This window comes from Advenella kashmirensis WT001, assembly GCF_000219915.2.
GTDB classification, from domain to species: Bacteria; Pseudomonadota; Gammaproteobacteria; order Burkholderiales; family Burkholderiaceae_B; genus Advenella; species Advenella kashmirensis.
Genome location: NC_017964.1, coordinates 1,475,817 through 1,492,888 on the forward strand (window position 1 = coordinate 1,475,817; position 17,072 = coordinate 1,492,888).

Below are 17,072 nucleotides of genomic sequence, written 5' to 3' on the forward strand. Positions count from 1 at the left end.
CCGGGTGGGCTTTTGCGCGACACCTGGGATGATAACGAGGCGCGAAAAGCAGACAGGTGAGGGTGCGTCAACGCTAGTTTGTAACATGACATAATATGACAGGCTTCAGAACTTGTTGTATGCAGCCTGCGTTTTTCAAGACGATTTTGAAGTCTTTTGACACAATTTTGTCACCTGAAATATTCTTTAAGTTATTGATAATAAAATATAAAAAGCATATTGCTAGTGTTTTCCCTTATGGAGGAAAAAAACTGCCTTATATTTGTCACTATCTTGTCATATAAGCGTTTTACTATACTCGGCATGGACATCAAGGTTCGTATTTTGTTACCTCTTTAACGTATTAAGGAATATACATGTTCAAACATGCACTTAAAAGCGTCTCTGTCGCCATCGCGCTGTCGACCGCGACTTTCGCCGCACAGGCCGCCAACGTGACCGGCGCAGGCGCTTCTTTTCCATACCCCGTTTATGCCAAATGGGCATCCATGTACGCAGCTGAGACCGGTAATAAAATCAATTACCAATCTATCGGTTCTGGTGGCGGCCAACAACAAATTATCGCCAAGACAGTAGATTTCGGTGCATCCGATGATCCATTGAACGAAAAGAAACTGGCTGAAAACGGTCTGTTGCAGTTTCCAGCAGTTATTGGCGGCACCGTTGCAGTCGTAAATATCGATGGCATCAAACCAGGTCAACTCAAACTGACAGGTCCTGTTCTGGCCGATATCTTCCTGGGTAAAATCACCAAGTGGAATGATCAGGCGATTGCTTCCCTGAACCCTGGTGTTACTTTGCCTGACGCGGCCATTATCGTTGTTCATCGTTCGGATGGTTCAGGCACGACCTTTGGCTGGACAAACTACCTATCCAAGGTTTCTGCCGAGTGGAAAGAAAAAGTGGGTGAAGGCAAGGCCGTTAAGTGGCCAACAGGACAGGGCGGCAAGGGTAACGAAGGCGTAGCCGCTTATGTGGGTCAGCTCAAAAACGCTATCGGCTATGTTGAATACGCGTATGCCAAACAGAACAATCTGTCCTGGACTCAGCTGAAAAACAAAGATGGCAAATTCGTTCAGCCTGAACAAAAAGCGTTTGCAGCCGCTGCAGCCAACGCCGACTGGAAAAGCGCACCAGGCATGGGTGTTGTACTGACTGAAGAGCCAGGTGCTGATTCCTGGCCTGTAACGGCAGCTACCTTTATTCTGGTGCACAAGAAAGCCGACAAGCCAGAACAGACTAAAGCCGTTCTGTCGTTCTTTGACTGGGCATTCAAAAATGGTGCGAAAGCCGCTGCTGATATCGACTATGTGCCACTGCCAGACGCTGTAACCAAAGAAGTTCGCGCAGCCTGGGCTTCCGAGATCAAAACGGCAGACGGTCAGGCGGTTTGGAAATAATCAGGTCTATCAAGACTTGACCCTCTGAACAAAACATGGCGACTTAATCAATTTAAGCCGCCATGTTTTTTACGAACACCAAGACGGGTTTACAATGAGCGTTTCGATAACGACAACAGGGGCCGAGCCTAACCGGTCCGCCATCCAGACTATGCAAAAACAACTTCCCCCGACACCGGCCAAGAGCAATGCGTTTGCCGACATGTTGTTCAAGAATGTGGCACGTTTTTTTGCCTTTTTCGTATTCATGCTACTTGCGGCCATCATGGTTTCACTGTTGTATGGAAGTCAGGAGACGCTGCTCAAGTATGGTGCGGCGTTTTTGTGGACAAATGACTGGGACCCTGTCAATGACGTTTACGGCGCTGTCGTGCCTATCATTGGTACGCTGATTACCGCGTTTGTGGCCCTTATTATCGCTGTGCCGGTTTCTTTTGGTATTGCCATGTTCCTTACCGAACTGGCTCCAACCTGGCTGCGTCGTCCCCTGGGTACTGCGGTTGAGCTGCTGGCGGCCATTCCATCCATTATTTACGGTATGTGGGGTTTGTTCGTCTTTGTTCCCATCTTTCAGCAATATGTCCAGCCTACATTGATCAATGTGCTGGGCAGTGTGCCCTTTATCGGGCAGTTTTTCCAGGGCGCTCCCTTTGGTATCGGCCTGTTTACGGCCGGCCTGGTGCTGTCCATTATGGTCATTCCCTATATTGCTTCGGTCATGCGAGACGTATTTGAAGTGGTTCCTCCCATGCTCAAGGAGTCGGCCTATGGCCTGGGGTCTACGACCTGGGAAGTCATGTGGCGCGTCGTACTCCCCTACACAAAAACCGGCGTGATCGGCGGCATCATGCTCGGTCTTGGCCGTGCATTGGGTGAAACCATGGCCGTTACGTTTGTGATCGGCAACTCGTTTCGCCTGCCGGGTGGTGTTTTCGATCCGTCCAACTCGATCGCTTCGGCCATTGCCAACGAATTCAATGAAGCCGGTGGCTTGCAGAAATCTTCCCTGATTGAATTGGGCCTGATCCTGTTCCTGATCACAACCTTGGTATTGATGGCTTCGCGCCTCATGTTGGCAAGATTGTCAGCGGCCGAAGGTAAAAAATCCTGATTGTGGGGCTCAAGAGATAAATCATGAATACAACGACAGCAACAACATCGCAGGCCAATTCGGCCATCAATCCCGGCAACTGGATTTACCGTCGCCGCCATATGCGCAACAAGGTCATGCTTGTCTTATCGTCGGCAGCGCTGCTGTTCGGCCTGTTTTGGCTGGTCTGGATCCTGTTCACGCTGGCTGTGAAGGGCGGCGGTTCGCTCTCATTTTCGCTCTTTACTGAAAAAACACCAGGTCCGGGCGAATCAGGCGGGCTGGCCAATGCGCTGATCGGTTCCGTGCTCATGTCCGGGGTTGGCACGGCTATCGGTACGCCGATTGGCATTCTGGCCGGAACTATCTGGCTGAATATGGACAACGCGGCTGGCTGGCACCGGCAACCCGCTTTTTGAATGACGTGCTGCTCTCTGCGCCATCCATCGTGATCGGCCTGTTCATTTATGCCATTGTGGTTGCCAACTCGGGGCACTATTCGGTTGGGCCGGTTCCTTTGCATTGGCCATTCTGGTTATTCCTGTGGTGGTGCGTACTACAGACAATATGCTGGCGCTGGTGCCCAACAGTCTGCGCGAGGCTGCGTCTGCACTGGGCTGCCCGAAATGGCGCGTGATTACGCTGGTATGTTATAAAGCAGCCATGTCTGGGATTCTGACTGGCGTCTTGCTGGCGGTGGCCCGTATTGCCGGCGAAACCGCGCCGCTGCTGTTTACCGCGCTGTCGAACCAGTTCACCAGCTGGAACATGAATGCGCCAATGGCCAATCTGCCGGTGGTGATCTATCAATACGCTGCAAGTCCGTTCAAGGACTGGAATGAGTTGGCGTGGGCTGGCGCCACCCTCATCACATTGCTGGTGCTGGCGCTCAATATTCTCGCCCGTAACTTGTTTCGCAAACAATAGTCAGCGACCCCTAAATTAAAGTATTCGTCAGGAAGACACTCATGGAAAACTTGGTTACGATTGACCAGACAAAGATTGAAGTCAAGAATTTGAACTTCTATTATGGAAAATTTCACGCCATCAAAGACGTGAACATACGGATCGCAAAGAACAAGGTAACGGCATTTATTGGCCCGTCCGGCTGCGGTAAATCCACGCTGCTGCGTACCTTCAACCGCATGTACGAACTTTACCCGGGCCAGCGTGCCGAAGGTGAAATCAACATGGATGGCGAGAACCTGCTAACGTCTGCACAGGATATTTCGCTGTTGCGTGCCAAGGTCGGCATGGTGTTTCAGAAGCCCACGCCTTTTCCAATGAGCATATATGATAATGTGGCCTTTGGCGTCAAGTTGTTCGAGCGCCTGTCCAAGGCGGCGATGGATGAACGGGTCGAGTGGGCCCTGACCAAAGCTGCTCTGTGGAACGAAGTAAAAGACAAACTGAGTCAAAGCGGCAATGGCCTGTCCGGTGGTCAGCAGCAGCGCCTGTGTATTGCCCGTGGCGTTGCCATCAAACCAGAGGTGCTGTTGCTGGATGAACCATGTTCCGCGCTGGATCCGATCTCTACAGTTAAAATCGAAGAGTTGATTACCGAATTGAAAAAAGACTATACGGTTGCCATCGTTACGCACAATATGCAACAGGCGGCACGTTGCTCCGATTACACGGCGTACATGTACCTGGGTGAAATGATGGAGTTTGGCGAAACGGAACAAATGTTCGTTAAACCCAAGCGCAAGGAAACCGAAGACTATATTACTGGCCGTTTCGGCTAACCATCGCATTTCGCGGCAGGCTGCGGCCTGTTCCGGCTTGTTCTATACGAGAAAAACTGCGCCCTGCGGTATTCGATTCGTCGGCTACCGCAGGGCGCAGTTTGTTTTGAACCAGCCCCTCTGGATTCTGTTGGATATTTTTGCCACAACCAAGGGTTATCCCTAGCAATGCGTTTTCCCATCTATTGGTAATATTTGCGGGCGCAATGTTTAAAACAATGTTAGATAATATGGATAGGTGAATCCATTGCGCCGCCCCGCCTCGTGCGGGGCGCTTCGTTTTCAGGCATGCGGTCCTTGTTGTGGTGCGCAGCCAGGATGCGCCCAGGCGGCGCGCTTGCTAATGTCGATGACGCCTGTGGGACGATGGTCCCTTGCGTAAATACGCCGCTTTATCCAGATATAGTATTATCGGAGCAGGCAGTCTTGCTTCCAATTATTCCGAGGAACATTCATACGATGGCGTACTATCTGATCGTCCGGGTAAAAGTCAATGACCCTGAAGGCTATGCAGCGTATACCGCTTTGACACCTGATATTGTGGCTGCCCATGGCGGGCGATTTCTGGTGCGTTGTCCTGCGCCGGTTACCCTTGAGGGGCCGCAAGAGCAGCAGCGTATCGTTGTGGTGGAGTTTCCCGACGAGCAGCATGCCCGTACGTTTTATGATTCTGCTCAGTACCAGGCTGCCAAAGCGATCCGCGAGCCCTTTTCCGAGGCACAGTTCCTGATGGTTCCTGGCGTCTGAAAGACCGGGTTGGATTCTATTGCTGTGCACCCATGCTGTTGGACTTGTGGGTTACCGGGGGTTTACAGATGCGTGTGGCCGTGCACGTGCGGATCTGCCATCTCTGCCGTCTGCAGTTCAAGAAAGATGCCGCAGTTTTTGACATCATGAGGGACGGTGCAGCGTTGTCTCAGCGAGGCCAGTTGTGCTTTTAACTGGCTCAATTCCCGGATACGCGTTTCTACGTGTTCAATATGCGCGTCAATTGACCGATTGACCGGCTGGCAGTCGTCCGGGGTTTCATCATGCGCCTGCAACAGGGTACGGATTTCGTCGTGGGACATATCCAGAATCCGGCAGTTCCGAATAAAGCGCAAGCGTTGTACATGTTCATTGTCATAGTGTCGGTAATTACCCTCTGTCCTGACGGGTGCCGGCAGCAGTCCGGCTTTTTCATAAAAGCGGATTGTTTCGGGGGTACATCCCTGCAAACGGGCCAATTCTCCGATTTTCATCTTTTTTCCTGTCCTGTTCAATAATCCCTTGACTCTAAAGTTACTTCAGGGTTTTAAATGCCATTATACGATGTAATTGGAGTTCAAGCATGTCAGAGCAGCAAACCCGAGTTACCGCCATCAGAATCGAGCAAATGGACTGCCCGACTGAAGAGCGGTTATTGCGCAAGGCGCTGGAGAAAAAGCCAGGGGTAACCGACCTTCGTTTCAATCTCATGTCCCGCGTTCTGTCTGTAACGCATGATCCGGCCATACTGGAAGAGGTCATGCAGGCTATTCGCAAGATCGGCTTTACGCCGGAGCTGCACGATGGCAAGTCCGCAACTGCACGGACAATCAGCAAAACAGGTTGCTGCGGGCATTCGCATGCCACTACAGGCGGACAGACAATTGCCGGCGCCCCGCACAGTCATGGAGACAGCGGGGTGCACGGCGCACACGATCATCATCAGCACGAACACAACCACGACGGTAGTCACTGCGCCCAGGGGCACGATCACACGCACGGATCAGCGCAAGGCACCTTGCTTGCGCAGCCGGAAGGCGAAGTCTCTCCCAATATTGCCGGCGGCATCCTGCCGGCCTGGTGGCATCTCGCGCTGGGCGGGGCGCTGGCGCTGGCATCGGAGCTGGTCCACTGGTTCGGCGGACCAACCTGGCTGACGATTGTCTGCGCTATTGCCGCCGTTGCCCTGGCAGGTACCGCCACCTACCGCAAGGGCCTGGTTGCGCTGCGTTACGGCGATCTGAACATCAATGCGCTTATGAGTATTGCCGTCACCTGCGCCTTGCTGATCGGCCAGTGGCCTGAAGCGGCCATGGTCATGGTGCTGTTTACGCTGTCTGAATGGATTGAGGCAAAATCGCTGGATAGAACCCGCGCGGCTGTGGCCGGACTGATGAACCTGGCGCCCGAAACGGTGACGGTACAGATCGATGGGCAATGGCAGAAGCGTGAAGTCGCGCAAGTCGCTGTCGGCAGCCTTGTGCGTATTGCACCGGGCGAGCGCATCGGACTGGATGGCCGTATTGTTCGTGGCGTGACAACCGTAAATCAGGCGCCTATTACCGGCGAAAGCGTGCCGGTAGATAAACAGCTGGGTGATACGGTGTTTGCCGGCACTGTCAACGAAGCCGGCGAAATAGAAATTGATGTGACTGCGGCGGCCGACAGCACAACGCTGGCCCGCATCATCAACCAGATTGAAGAGGCCCAGGCGGTCAAGGCGCCGACGCAGCGTTTTGTTGACACGTTCTCGCGCTATTACACGCCCGCAGTAGTGGTGTTGGCCATTTTGCTTGCGGTCATCCCGCCGCTCTTTTTTGGAGGGGCCTGGCTGCCTGGATTTACCAGGCGCTGGTCGTGCTGATTATTGCCTGCCCCTGCGCCCTGGTCATCTCGACACCGGTGACCGTGGTCAGCGGACTGACCGCAGCGGCCGCATGGGGATCCTGATCAAGGGTGGTGTGTATCTGGAGCAGGGGCATCGCATGCGTTGGCTGGCACTGGACAAGACTGGCACGATCACCCAAGGCCAGCCGGTGCAGACGGGCTTGATACCGCTGGGTCAGGAACGATCTGTTGAGCAACTGCAGCGCATTGCGGTGAGTCTTGCTGCACGCTCTGATCATCCCGTCTCACGGGCCATCGCACAGGCGCCCGAGGCGGCTGCCATGTTGGCCATGACAGTAGCTGATTTCGTTGCTGTGGCAGGGCGGGGCGTGCAAGGCGTGATTGATGACGAGCGTTGGTATCTGGGCAGTGCCGTGTGGGCGCAGGAGCTGGGTCTTATGACCGCTGCGGTCAGAGACAGCGTGACGGCGGCACAAACCAGTGGTCAAAGTGTTGTGCTGCTGATGAACACAGGCGCCGCTTGCATGTTGTTTACCGCCGCCGACAAAATCAAGGACAGCAGTATCAAGGCGATTGAGCAATTGCATCAGTTGGGTGTCAAGACCGTGATGCTGTCGGGCGATCATCAGTCTGTTGTTGACGCCATTGCCAAAACCAGTGGTGTGACCCAGGCCCATGCACAGTTGTTGCCGCAGGAAAAGCAGCAAGTGGTGCAGAAGCTGCAACAAGACGATCGCACGGTGGTCGGCATGGTCGGAGACGGCATGAATGATGCGCCGGCGCTGGCGCAAGCCAATATCGGGTTCGCGATGGGCGCTATGGGTTCCGATACGGCAATCGAAACGGCGGACGTGGCGCTGATGGATGATAATCTGCTCAAAATTCCCGCATTTCTCAAGCTGTCGCGCACCACGCGCCGCGTGCTGGTGCAAAACATCAGCCTGGCCCTTGGTATCAAAGCGGTTTTCCTGGTCCTTGTCCTGTTGGGGATGGGTTCCATGTGGCTTGCGGTTTTTGCCGATGTTGGTGCCAGCCTGCTGGTGGTGGCCAATGGGTTGCGGTTATTGCGGGCCGGCCCGAAGCTGCAGGAGACAAATGAAGCCGTCTGATTGCAGCAAATAGTCGAAAAAAATTGTGTCAATAGCAACAAAACATGCCCGGGACAGGCGATCGCCCCAATAACGGTCGACAGCCCCGGCGCATGGTCATTCACATTATTTCAATTGTCATAAATTAACGGAATCGAAAAGCTGCCATTAACATTTAATTGCAAATATAAATAGAAATAGTTATCATTTGGTTTTATCATCAAAAGATAACGAGGGCTTTTTATGGCGGTTTCATCGATGTATTTTGGTCACAGCGGCAGCAGGTTTACCCCCAATATTCTGTTGGTTTCCATTCTTGGGGCGCTAGCGGCGCCAGCGGTTGCGCAGACTGCAACGGCCACAGCAGGTGCATCCTCATCGGTGGCGACCCTGCAACCGATCAATGCGGTCAGCGTCAATGATGCTACCAGCGAGGGCACGGGACTGTATAGCGTTCCCGTTGCAACAAGCGCGACGCGCATGCCGTTGTCACCGCGCGAGACGCCGCAAACCATCAATGTGGTAACTCGCACCCAAATGGACGACTTCCGGCTGAATAACGCGACGTCCTTGCTTTCTGCAGTTCCCGGCGTGTTTGTGCAGCAGGTGGAAACGGATCGCAATTACTACATCATCCGCGGTTATGACGTTACCAACTTTCAAGTGGATGGCGTGGGAATGCCATTTTCCACCGAAGAGCAGATCGGCGACCTGGACATGGCTTTTTATGACCGGGTTGAAGTGCTCAAGGGGGCCAATGGCCTGTTGTCCAACACCGGTAATCCATCGGGAACCGTCAATTTCATACGTAAGCGTCCCAAGCGCGAGTTTTCTGCCAACGCAGGTTTATCGTACAGTTCCTTTGCCACGCGTCGGCTCGATGTCGACATCTCTTCACCCCTGAACGACAGCGGTTCCGTACGTGGCAGGCTCATCGGCGCCTATCAGAAAGGCAATTCCCACTTGGATCGCTATGGCCTGGAAAAGCGCATGCTGGGCGTGATTGTGGATGCAGATCTGGGAGACAGGACTACGTTAACGCTGGGACACACTTATCAGAGGAACAAATCGAAATCACCCATGTGGGGTGCCTTGTCGCTTTACTATAACGACGGCAGTGCGATTGATTACGATGTATCGGATAGCTACGCGCCGGACTGGGCTTACTGGAATACCACGGACCAGACCAGCTTTGCTGAGTTGAGTCACGATTGGGGTGGCGGCTGGAAGACCAAAGGCTCATTAACTTATCGGAAGATCACACAGGATGCCGAGCAGTTTCTGGCATATGGCGTGCCGGATCGAACGACAGGCTTGGGGCTCTCGACCTATCCGACAAAGTACGATCGATACGAGAAGCAATGGATTGCTGATATCAGCACCACAGGAAAATACTGGCTGGGCGGCCGCGAGCACGACGTGATGTTCGGTATCAATGCCAATCGCAGCAAAAATTACATGACCTCGCTGGAAGCGGATGTGGGTGTGGCTTTGCCGTCTTTGTTCACCTGGGACAGACAGTTTCCAAGGCCCGATTTTGCGAATGGAACTGAAACCTTTTCCGATTTTACGGTTCGTAAAACGACGGCGTTTGCGGCGACACGCCTGAACCTGCACGATGATTTCAAAGTGATTGCCGGTCTTAACTACACCCGGGCAACCAGTACGGGCGAGCACTACGGCGAGCCTCGTGAATACAAGCGCAATAAACTGTCTCCCTATCTGGGTCTGATCTATGACCTGAATGACAATTATTCGGTGTATGCCAGCTATACAGGTATTTTCAATCCACAATCTCAAGTAGACATCAATGGCCAGATCCTGCCGGCCATTGAAGGAAAAAACTATGAAATTGGCCTCAAAGGCGAGTCGAGCGACGGCAAAATCAATGGCAGTGTCGCGCTATTTCGGGCCGAGCAGGACAATACAGCGGAATATGACACATTCCTGGATGGCCTGAGTCGATATAAGGCGGTGAACTCTCGCTCTGCTGGTTTTGAACTGGCCTTGCAAGGTGAAGTCATGCCTGGTCTGCAGGTCAGCGCCGGCTATACCCACTTTTTCTCAATCAAGGATGAGGACGGTAAGGCAGTACGCCAGTTTGTCCCGAAAAATTCCTTTACTGTCGCAGCGTCTTACGCAGTCCCTGCGGTTCAAGGGCTGAAGGTAGGCGGCGCGGTGCGCTGGCAATCCGGCACAAGTCGCCTGCAAGGCCAGACTCCGGCAGGAGAAGACATCCATCTGAAACAAAAATCGTATGCCGTGGCCGATCTGATGGCCAGTTACGAAGTCAACAAGAATGTCACGGTGGGCGTCAACGTCAAGAACCTGTTTGACAAGAAATACCTGACCTCAACGCAATGGGAGCAAGGCTTTTACGCTCCATCGCGCTCGGTCGGCATGAATGTTCAATTAAAGTACTAAAGAATCAAGGTAGCAGATAATGAAGGGCAGCCAAGCGGCAGACACAATTTACGATGTACTTGGGATAGCCTGGGGCCCTTCAACCTGGGCCTGGCATGTCTGATGGCGCCAGTAGAGAATCTGACCGCCGTGTTTCTGGAGCGCAAGAGCGCGTTCAGCTGGCACGATGGCATGATGATCCCGGGCACGACGCTGCAGAACAACTTCATGGCCGACCTGGTTACGCTGGCGGACCCGACCAGCCCCTTTACTTATCTGAACTACTGCAAGCAGCACGGGAAAATCTACCGCTATTATTTTCGGGAGAATTTTTATCTGACCCGGCAGGAATACAATCGTTATTGCCAGTGGGCCGCCTCGCAACTGGACAGTGTCCATTATGAACGGAAAGTGACCGCGCTGGCGTATGACGATGCCGATCAATGCTACGTGGCTACAGTAACCGATTTACGCAATCAATGTCAGTTGCAATATCGTGCACGCAGGCTGGTGGTCGGTATTGGTAGCGTGCCCAGCCTGCCGGCTTGCGTTGGTGAAGACTATTTGTCAGCGCATACCGGCCAGTACCTGCGGCAAAAAGCCAGGTTGCAGAAAGCACGCAGAATTACGGTGATCGGCAGTGGCCAGAGTGGCGCCGAGATCTATTATGATCTGCTGCAGGATATGGAGCAACACGATTACGAACTGTACTGGATCACGCGTTCTTCCCGTTTCTTTCAGATGGAAACCGGCAAGCTTACGCTTGAACTGATTACGCCTGACTATGCCGAGCATTTTTACCAGCTGGACGAACAGCAAAAGCACAAGACGCTGCAGGACCAGGTCAGCATATTCAATGGCATCAATACCAGCCTGATTGAACAGATTTATGACGAGCTGGATGAAAAGTCGCCAGACAGCGCCAGCCGCACCCATCTGTACACCAATATGGCACTTACGCAATGCAGCCGACGCGGCAGCGACACGGAACTGGTTTTTGATCATTGCCAGACTGGCAAGCGGTATCGCTTCATGACAGATGAAATCGTGTTTGCCACCGGCTATTGCTATCGTATACCCGACTTTATGCAGGGGATTGCTGACAGACTCCATCTGACCAGCCAGGGGCGCTACCGTCTGGCTCAGGATTACGCAGCGGATATCAATGGAGATGAAGTCTACATTCAGAACGCGGGCTTTGACAGCCACGGTCTGACCAACCCCGATCTGGGATTAAATTGCTTTCGCAATGCCCGCATTATCAATGCGATTATGAAGCGGCAAGTGTATGCGATTGATACCGGTACGACGTTCCAGGCGTTCACGCCGCAAGAGAACAACCAGTTTGCACAGTTGAGCGACCAATGACCATACGCCTTGCCATTATCATTATGTCCGCGCTGGGCATGATGAGCGATACCGTGCTTATCGGTTTTTATCCGCAGTTTTTTGACATGCGCTATGGCAACACCGATCAGGTGCACACAGGGATGTATGTGGCAGCGATATCGATTGCCGTCATGTGTACGCTGCCGATTTGGGTGCGGGTAGCCAAACGGTTCGAGCCCATGTCGCTTATTGGTTTTACCCAATGCATCGCGGGCCTGCTGTGTCTGTCGGCCATCTGGGCAGAAACGCTGACGCAGTACTGGGTTTTGACCATGCTCATGTTCATGTTCAAAAGCAGTTACTTGCTGATGTTTCCGTACCTGATGCGCATCGTCAATAGCGATGAACACAGCCGGACCATCGCGCTGCTCTCTGTTGTGGTGCACATCTCGGGCATTCTGGCCGCGGCTTCGGGGGGTTATATATTGCAGCACTTGGGAGCGAGTGCGGCACTGGTTCTGATGGCCGCTGGTGATTTTGGCCAAATGGCGATTACGCTCTGGCTCAATCGCACGGGGAAAATCATCAAGATCAACAAGCAGGAGGATATCAATGCACAGGACATCAAGGATACAGCGGCGATCGTTGCTGATGATGCCACGGCACCCGCGCCGGTAGCCACACGCCGCGGATTCTCGCATTTGACCAAGGGCATTCTGACGCTCAGCCTGATTATGTTTGTGTTTGATTTCAGTGCCTATCTGATACGGCCGTTCTTCTCCGAATACTGGATTTATGCGACGGCACACAAGGACCAGACACTGGCCGGCTTGATTTTTGCCATACCAGGACTGGCGGCGGTGGTTGCCTGATTGTCAAGCATCGGCTGAGCGCGACGGCGACGCAGCGCAATGAAAACCTCTCCTGGAATCTGCTGTTGTCGCTGGTCGGCCTGTACCTGCAGTCTATCCCGTCCGACATTGCCATTGTGATCGGGCGTTGCATGTACGGCTGGGGGCTGTTCCAGGTTGCCGTCAAGCTTGAAGTCAGTCTGTTTAGCATCAGTCGCAAGGAAGACTATGCACATCACTTCAGTATCACCAATTTTTTCCAGAACCTGGGCGTGCTTATTTCGTCCTGGTGCGCAGGCTATATCGTCAGTCTGATCAGCCATCAGGCCGTGTTCCTGATTGCCGCAGGCGGCATCGCGTTGACCTGGCTGGCCAATAAGCTGACGCTGAATCTGGACCATATCAAGACAACCGGTGTTCCGCAGGGCGCCGATACAGACAGGAGCAGCGAAATTGAACTGGAATCCCGGCGCGTTTGAGATTCGGGAACTTGTTCCCGAACAGGATGTACCCGTATTTCATCCTTGGTTCGACCTGGAATATGCCAACTACTGGGACATGGCAGGCATGAGCCGGCAGGAAGTGCTGGCCTTTTACAAGGCGCAGCAGGCCAGTTCGCGCGAATGGGCCTGGGTGGGTACGCAGCATGGACAGATTTGTTTTCTGCTCGAATGCTATGACCCGCAGCATCATGCTATCGCCGGGCATTACGAGGTGCAGCCCGGCGATATCGGCATGCATTTTTTTGTGGCGCCGGCAACCGAAAAGCGCCGTGGCTATACGCTGGATGTCATGCGGCATGTCATGCATTACCTGTTTCATCAGGTTGGTGCACGACGGGTCGTGGTTGAACCCGATAGCCGCAATGACAAGGTAAGAGCAATCAACCGCAAGGCCGGATTTGCAGAGGTTGGTCTTATTGCTCTTAAAACCAAGCAAGCCATGCTGTCTATCGCTACCAGGCCAGCCTTCGAAGCAACCCTATCACTTTCAGGAAATACTAAGATGAGCCATTATCCCGTACCGTCAGCGCAACAGCATTTGCGTCATCTCGAACCCGAGATCTGGAAACATGTCAATCGTCATCTGGTTGCCAAAGCCATTGCCGAGTTTTCGCACGAGCAGATTCTAACGCCTGCGCATAGTGACGCGCCTCATGATGCTCGCCATGCTGAGCATGACGATAGCCTGCAGGCCTATGTACTGGTCTCAGACGATGGCCAAACGCAGTATCAGTACCTGGCTCGCCCCATGATGTTACGGCACTGGCATGTTTCAGAGCCATCGGTCACCCGTATCAGCAATGGCCAGACGCTTGACCCGGATGCCTTGTCGTTTATTATCGACTTCAAGGACACGCTGGCCATACCAGCCGACAAATTGCCGGTTTATCTCGATGAGATAAGCAGTACGCTGTATGGCGCAGCATATAAGCGATGCCACCAGTCATTGGATAGCAAGGCTCTATTGCACGCGGACTATCAGCAGATAGAAGCAGCCATGACAGAGGGGCATCCGGGCTTTGTGGCCAACAACGGTCGCATAGGCTTTAATGTGTTCGATTATGAAAGCTATACGCCGGAAACCGGCAGTCGCTTTACGCTGGTATGGCTGGCGGTCCATCGCGCCCATGCCCATTTCGCATCGCTGTCCACGCTGGAATACGACAGTTTTGTGCGTAGTGAACTGGGGTCGCAGCAGGTAACCGACTACCGCTCACAGTTGCAGGCACAGGGACTGGACCCCGATGATTATCTGTTCATGCCCACGCATCAATGGCAGTGGTTCAACCGCTTGAGCATTGCGTTTGCCGCAGACATTGCGCAACGAAATATTGTTTACCTGGGCATTGGCCAGGATATGTATCAGGCGCAGCAATCGATCCGCACCTATTTCAATCACACAGATCATGACAAATGCTATGTAAAAACCTCCCTGTCCATTCTTAATATGGGCTTTATGCGCGGTTTATCTCCTTATTACATGGCAGGTACCCCGGCAATTAATGAATGGCTCAAGCAACTGATTGGCAACGATCCATTTTTACGCCAGAACGGCTTTGATATTCTCCAGGAGGTTGCCTCTATCGGCTATACCAATCGGTATTACGAGGCCGCACTGAAGAAGGACAGCCCCTACAAGAAAATGCTGTCCGTGTTATGGCGCGAAAGCCCGGCCGCCAAAGTACAGAAAACAGAACGGCTGATGACTATGGCATCGTTACTGCATCGTGATCGCGACGGCCAGGCACTGCTGCCGCTGATGATTGAGCAGTCCGGTTTGTCCGGCGGTGAATGGTTAAGTCGTTATTTTGATGCTTTCCTGGTGCCTGTGGTGCATTGTTTCTATGCGTATGAGCTGGTGTTCATGCCGCACGGCGAGAACCTGATCATGGTCATGGACCACAGTAATGTGCCGCAGCGCTGCATCATGAAGGATATTGCCGAAGAAAGCGCGATTCTGGATCAGGACTTCGACATTCCGGAGCATATTGCCCGTCTCAAGGTAAGCGTGCCGGAAGATTACAAAATACTGGGCATATTCATTGATATTTTTGATGGCGTGTTCCGGCATATGAGCGACATCCTGCATAGCAGCGGTTGCTGCAGTGAAGAGCAGTTCTGGATGCTGGCTGCGCTGTCGGTCAAGCGCTATCAGCAGGCGCATCCAGCTTTGGCCGACAAATTCGCCCGCTACGACTTCTTTGCGGATGATTTCAGACACTCGTGCCTGAACCGTCTGCAATTGAAAAACAACCTGCAGATGGTGGATCTGTCAGATACTGCTGGCAGCCTGACCATGGCCGAGAACCTGCCCAACCCCGTCGCGCGCTTTCGTGCGTTGTCGGTGGCCGAGCTGGAGGCTTCAAACCTGATGCCGCAGCCTGAACCCGCGTAATCTTTTCGGAGAAAGTCGCATGGACCTTGCAGACATTCTGAAGCTGGCTTCTCCACTGCCTGTCAGTGCCTATTTTGATCAGGCAGTTTATGAGCAGGAGCAGCAACAAATTTTCCGCTGCAGTCCGCTTTATGTCGGACACCAGAACAGTGTGCCGCAGGCGCAGGATTGGTACGCGCTACCACAGGAAAACGGCGGGCGGGTATTAGTGCACAACGCCGACGGCGTTAAACTGATGTCCAATGTCTGCCGCCACCGCCAGGCATTGATGCTGGGCAGCTACAGCACCAACTGCGAATTGACCGAACATCGCGGTTCACTGGGACAGACCGGCGGCAATATTGTCTGCCCGGTCCATGCCTGGACCTATCGCGCGGACGGCGAGCTTTTATCGGCGCCGCAGTTTGAAATCCGGCAGTGCAAGAAGCTGGAGTCCTCTCCATTGCTGAACATGAGCGGCTTTTTGTTTGAGCATCCGTCTGGCCTGCCGCACGATATTCAGACGCTGTTTGATGACCTGGGCCATGATCTTTCCCATTACCGGCTGGATCATGTGGAAACCCATAGTTGCCCATGCAACTGGAAAACCTTTATCGAAATCTACAATGACGATTATCATATCGGGCCGTTTCACCCGGGGCTGGGCAAGTACGTAGAATGCGACGCCCTGCGCTGGGCATACGGCAACTGGTATTGCAAGCAGACGGTCGGCGCTGAACAGACCCTGCAAAAAGGTGGCACGCCGGTATATCGGGAATGGGAGCGCCTGCTTAAGGAATACATGGGTGATGAGGCGCCTGAGTTCGGTGCTATCTGGATAGCCATCTATCCTACGCTGATGATAGAACTGTTCCCGCATGCGCTGGTGGTGTCGTCACTGTTTCCCAAGGGGCCCGGCGAGACGCTGAATCTGATCGAGTTCTATTATCCCGACGATGTACTGGCGTTCAGTCCGGAACTGGCCGAGTATCATCGCAAGGCGTATATGGAGACGGCCGAAGAGGATGATGAAATTGCGGTCAGGATTGATGAAGGGCGTCGTGCACTGTATTTGCGCAACCGCAATGATCACGGGCCCTATCAGATTCCGCTGGAAGAGGGAATGGCGCAATTTCACGCCTGGTATCGCACCATGATGAATATGGATGGCGCGCCGCGCCCTGTGTCGGGTGCTGATGTCTTCTGAGTCCGGCGTGGCATCACGACATCAGCAACCATCACCACAGTTGCATTAATGTATTGCCTGTGCGCCTGCGCCGGGCCACTTTTGTGCTGGCATTACCATTTTTTATTGATATCCAGTATGCCATCGTTGCGCTGGCGGCGGCTCACTTCGTCGATGACCCATCTGGGGGCGCCGATATCAGCCAGTACATGCGAATCCAGATGCTGGATCTGGCTGACGGCCGTTGACCAGGGGTCATCGTGATTGACGGCATCGGGCAGGGCGGTCAATGACGGGCGTCCTGCTTTGGACCACAACCTCGTGAACAATCTGCGAAGTCGGCTCTGGCTTTGGCATGCGCCGGCAAGGCTGGGGCAGGAAGGGGTCTGGATAGCTGTATTCATGATCTTTCCTTGTTCTCGATGAGGTAGATACGCATTGCTGAAAGCAGCGCACTTATGGTAAGTTTAGCTATCCATTTGGCCAAAGAAAATCAATTGTTTTTAAC

The 17,072-nt window shown here is 53.3% G+C and carries 15 protein-coding genes and 2 pseudogenes; 15 read left to right on the forward strand and 2 right to left on the reverse strand.

From position 1 onward, the window contains the following. Positions 1-356: 356 nt before the first annotated feature. The 5 genes and pseudogenes from pstS to TKWG_RS06955 all read left to right on the forward strand — a co-directional run bounded on the left by pstS (position 357) and on the right by TKWG_RS06955 (position 4,982). A complete protein-coding gene (gene pstS / locus TKWG_RS06935) occupies positions 357-1,400 on the forward strand; it encodes a phosphate ABC transporter substrate-binding protein PstS (RefSeq protein WP_014750165.1) in 1,044 nt (347 codons plus the stop codon). A gap of 151 nt (positions 1,401-1,551) precedes the next feature. Continuing rightward, positions 1,552-2,511, forward strand: a complete 960-nt coding sequence (pstC, locus tag TKWG_RS06940) for a phosphate ABC transporter permease subunit PstC (RefSeq protein WP_014750166.1) — start codon at positions 1,552-1,554, stop codon at positions 2,509-2,511. A gap of 23 nt (positions 2,512-2,534) precedes the next feature. Beyond that, positions 2,535-3,417, forward strand: a pseudogene (pstA, locus tag TKWG_RS06945) (phosphate ABC transporter permease PstA). A 41-nt stretch (positions 3,418-3,458) separates the two neighbouring features. Then, a complete protein-coding gene (gene pstB, locus TKWG_RS06950; RefSeq protein WP_014750167.1) occupies positions 3,459-4,235 on the forward strand; it encodes a phosphate ABC transporter ATP-binding protein PstB in 777 nt (258 codons plus the stop codon). Positions 4,236-4,694: 459 nt separating this feature from the next. After that, positions 4,695-4,982, forward strand: coding sequence for a DUF1330 domain-containing protein (locus TKWG_RS06955; protein WP_014750168.1), 288 nt, complete (start codon positions 4,695-4,697; stop codon positions 4,980-4,982). A 62-nt stretch (positions 4,983-5,044) separates the two neighbouring features. On the opposite strand, the gene cadR is transcribed toward TKWG_RS06955, so the two are convergent. Beyond that, positions 5,045-5,476: a Cd(II)/Pb(II)-responsive transcriptional regulator gene (gene cadR / locus TKWG_RS06960; RefSeq protein WP_014750169.1), complete on the reverse strand. Its 432-nt coding sequence runs from the start codon at positions 5,474-5,476 to the stop codon at positions 5,045-5,047. A gap of 89 nt (positions 5,477-5,565) precedes the next feature. On the opposite strand from cadR, the gene TKWG_RS27485 reads away from it, so the two are divergent. The 10 genes and pseudogenes from TKWG_RS27485 to TKWG_RS06995 all read left to right on the forward strand — a co-directional run bounded on the left by TKWG_RS27485 (position 5,566) and on the right by TKWG_RS06995 (position 16,585). Continuing rightward, positions 5,566-6,846, forward strand: coding sequence for a heavy metal translocating P-type ATPase (locus TKWG_RS27485; protein ID WP_014750170.1), 1,281 nt, complete (start codon positions 5,566-5,568; stop codon positions 6,844-6,846). Beyond that, positions 6,840-6,932: a metal-transporting P-type ATPase gene (locus TKWG_RS27490; protein ID WP_014750171.1), complete on the forward strand. Its 93-nt coding sequence runs from the start codon at positions 6,840-6,842 to the stop codon at positions 6,930-6,932. The genes TKWG_RS27485 and TKWG_RS27490 overlap by 7 nt, the downstream gene beginning before the upstream one ends. Positions 6,933-6,967: 35 nt before the next feature. Then, positions 6,968-7,939: a heavy metal translocating P-type ATPase gene (locus tag TKWG_RS27495; RefSeq protein WP_456047814.1), complete on the forward strand. Its 972-nt coding sequence runs from the start codon at positions 6,968-6,970 to the stop codon at positions 7,937-7,939. A gap of 222 nt (positions 7,940-8,161) precedes the next feature. Next, positions 8,162-10,342: a TonB-dependent siderophore receptor gene (locus TKWG_RS06970; RefSeq protein ID WP_081489240.1), complete on the forward strand. Its 2,181-nt coding sequence runs from the start codon at positions 8,162-8,164 to the stop codon at positions 10,340-10,342. Between the two features lie 69 nt (positions 10,343-10,411). Next, on the forward strand, positions 10,412-11,689 hold the full coding sequence (locus tag TKWG_RS06975) for a lysine N(6)-hydroxylase/L-ornithine N(5)-oxygenase family protein (protein WP_264300298.1): 1,278 nt from the start codon (positions 10,412-10,414) through the stop codon (positions 11,687-11,689). Beyond that, the gene (locus tag TKWG_RS06980; protein ID WP_041709128.1) at positions 11,686-12,522 is read left to right on the forward strand and encodes an MFS transporter; all 837 of its coding nucleotides are present in this window, start codon (positions 11,686-11,688) and stop codon (positions 12,520-12,522) included. The genes TKWG_RS06975 and TKWG_RS06980 overlap by 4 nt, the downstream gene beginning before the upstream one ends. A 65-nt stretch (positions 12,523-12,587) precedes the next feature. Beyond that, on the forward strand, positions 12,588-12,980 hold the full coding sequence (locus tag TKWG_RS06985; protein WP_041709130.1) for a hypothetical protein: 393 nt from the start codon (positions 12,588-12,590) through the stop codon (positions 12,978-12,980). Continuing rightward, positions 12,916-13,413, forward strand: a pseudogene (locus tag TKWG_RS24710) (GNAT family N-acetyltransferase); the annotation flags it as partial. The gene TKWG_RS06985 and the pseudogene TKWG_RS24710, both read left to right, overlap by 65 nt. Positions 13,414-13,506: 93 nt before the next feature. Next, positions 13,507-15,399 (forward strand): IucA/IucC family protein, encoded by a 1,893-nt coding sequence (locus TKWG_RS06990; protein WP_238534393.1) that lies wholly within the window; start codon positions 13,507-13,509, stop codon positions 15,397-15,399. Positions 15,400-15,418: 19 nt separating this feature from the next. After that, positions 15,419-16,585 (forward strand): aromatic ring-hydroxylating oxygenase subunit alpha, encoded by a 1,167-nt coding sequence (locus TKWG_RS06995; RefSeq protein ID WP_014750176.1) that lies wholly within the window; start codon positions 15,419-15,421, stop codon positions 16,583-16,585. Between the two features lie 92 nt (positions 16,586-16,677). Here TKWG_RS06995 and TKWG_RS23210 read toward each other — a convergent pair whose 3' ends face one another. Next, positions 16,678-16,968, reverse strand: coding sequence for a hypothetical protein (locus TKWG_RS23210; RefSeq protein ID WP_148274494.1), 291 nt, complete (start codon positions 16,966-16,968; stop codon positions 16,678-16,680). Positions 16,969-17,072 lie beyond the last annotated feature (104 nt).

What these genes read in the sequence shown, in the direction of transcription:
- pstS (WP_014750165.1), top strand. Translation starts at nt 357, where the DNA reads ATGTTCAAACATGCACTTAAAAGCGTCTCTGTCGCCATCGCGCTGTCG.
- pstC (WP_014750166.1), top strand. Translation starts at nt 1,552, where the DNA reads ATGCAAAAACAACTTCCCCCGACACCGGCCAAGAGCAATGCGTTTGCC.
- pstB (WP_014750167.1), top strand. Translation starts at nt 3,459, where the DNA reads ATGGAAAACTTGGTTACGATTGACCAGACAAAGATTGAAGTCAAGAAT.
- TKWG_RS06955 (WP_014750168.1), top strand. Translation starts at nt 4,695, where the DNA reads ATGGCGTACTATCTGATCGTCCGGGTAAAAGTCAATGACCCTGAAGGC.
- cadR (WP_014750169.1), bottom strand. Translation starts at nt 5,476, where the DNA reads ATGAAAATCGGAGAATTGGCCCGTTTGCAGGGATGTACCCCCGAAACA.
- TKWG_RS27485 (WP_014750170.1), top strand. Translation starts at nt 5,566, where the DNA reads ATGTCAGAGCAGCAAACCCGAGTTACCGCCATCAGAATCGAGCAAATG.
- TKWG_RS27495 (WP_456047814.1), top strand. Translation starts at nt 6,968, where the DNA reads ATGCGTTGGCTGGCACTGGACAAGACTGGCACGATCACCCAAGGCCAG.
- TKWG_RS06970 (WP_081489240.1), top strand. Translation starts at nt 8,162, where the DNA reads ATGGCGGTTTCATCGATGTATTTTGGTCACAGCGGCAGCAGGTTTACC.
- TKWG_RS06980 (WP_041709128.1), top strand. Translation starts at nt 11,686, where the DNA reads ATGACCATACGCCTTGCCATTATCATTATGTCCGCGCTGGGCATGATG.
- TKWG_RS06990 (WP_238534393.1), top strand. Translation starts at nt 13,507, where the DNA reads ATGAGCCATTATCCCGTACCGTCAGCGCAACAGCATTTGCGTCATCTC.
- TKWG_RS06995 (WP_014750176.1), top strand. Translation starts at nt 15,419, where the DNA reads ATGGACCTTGCAGACATTCTGAAGCTGGCTTCTCCACTGCCTGTCAGT.
- TKWG_RS23210 (WP_148274494.1), bottom strand. Translation starts at nt 16,968, where the DNA reads ATGAATACAGCTATCCAGACCCCTTCCTGCCCCAGCCTTGCCGGCGCA.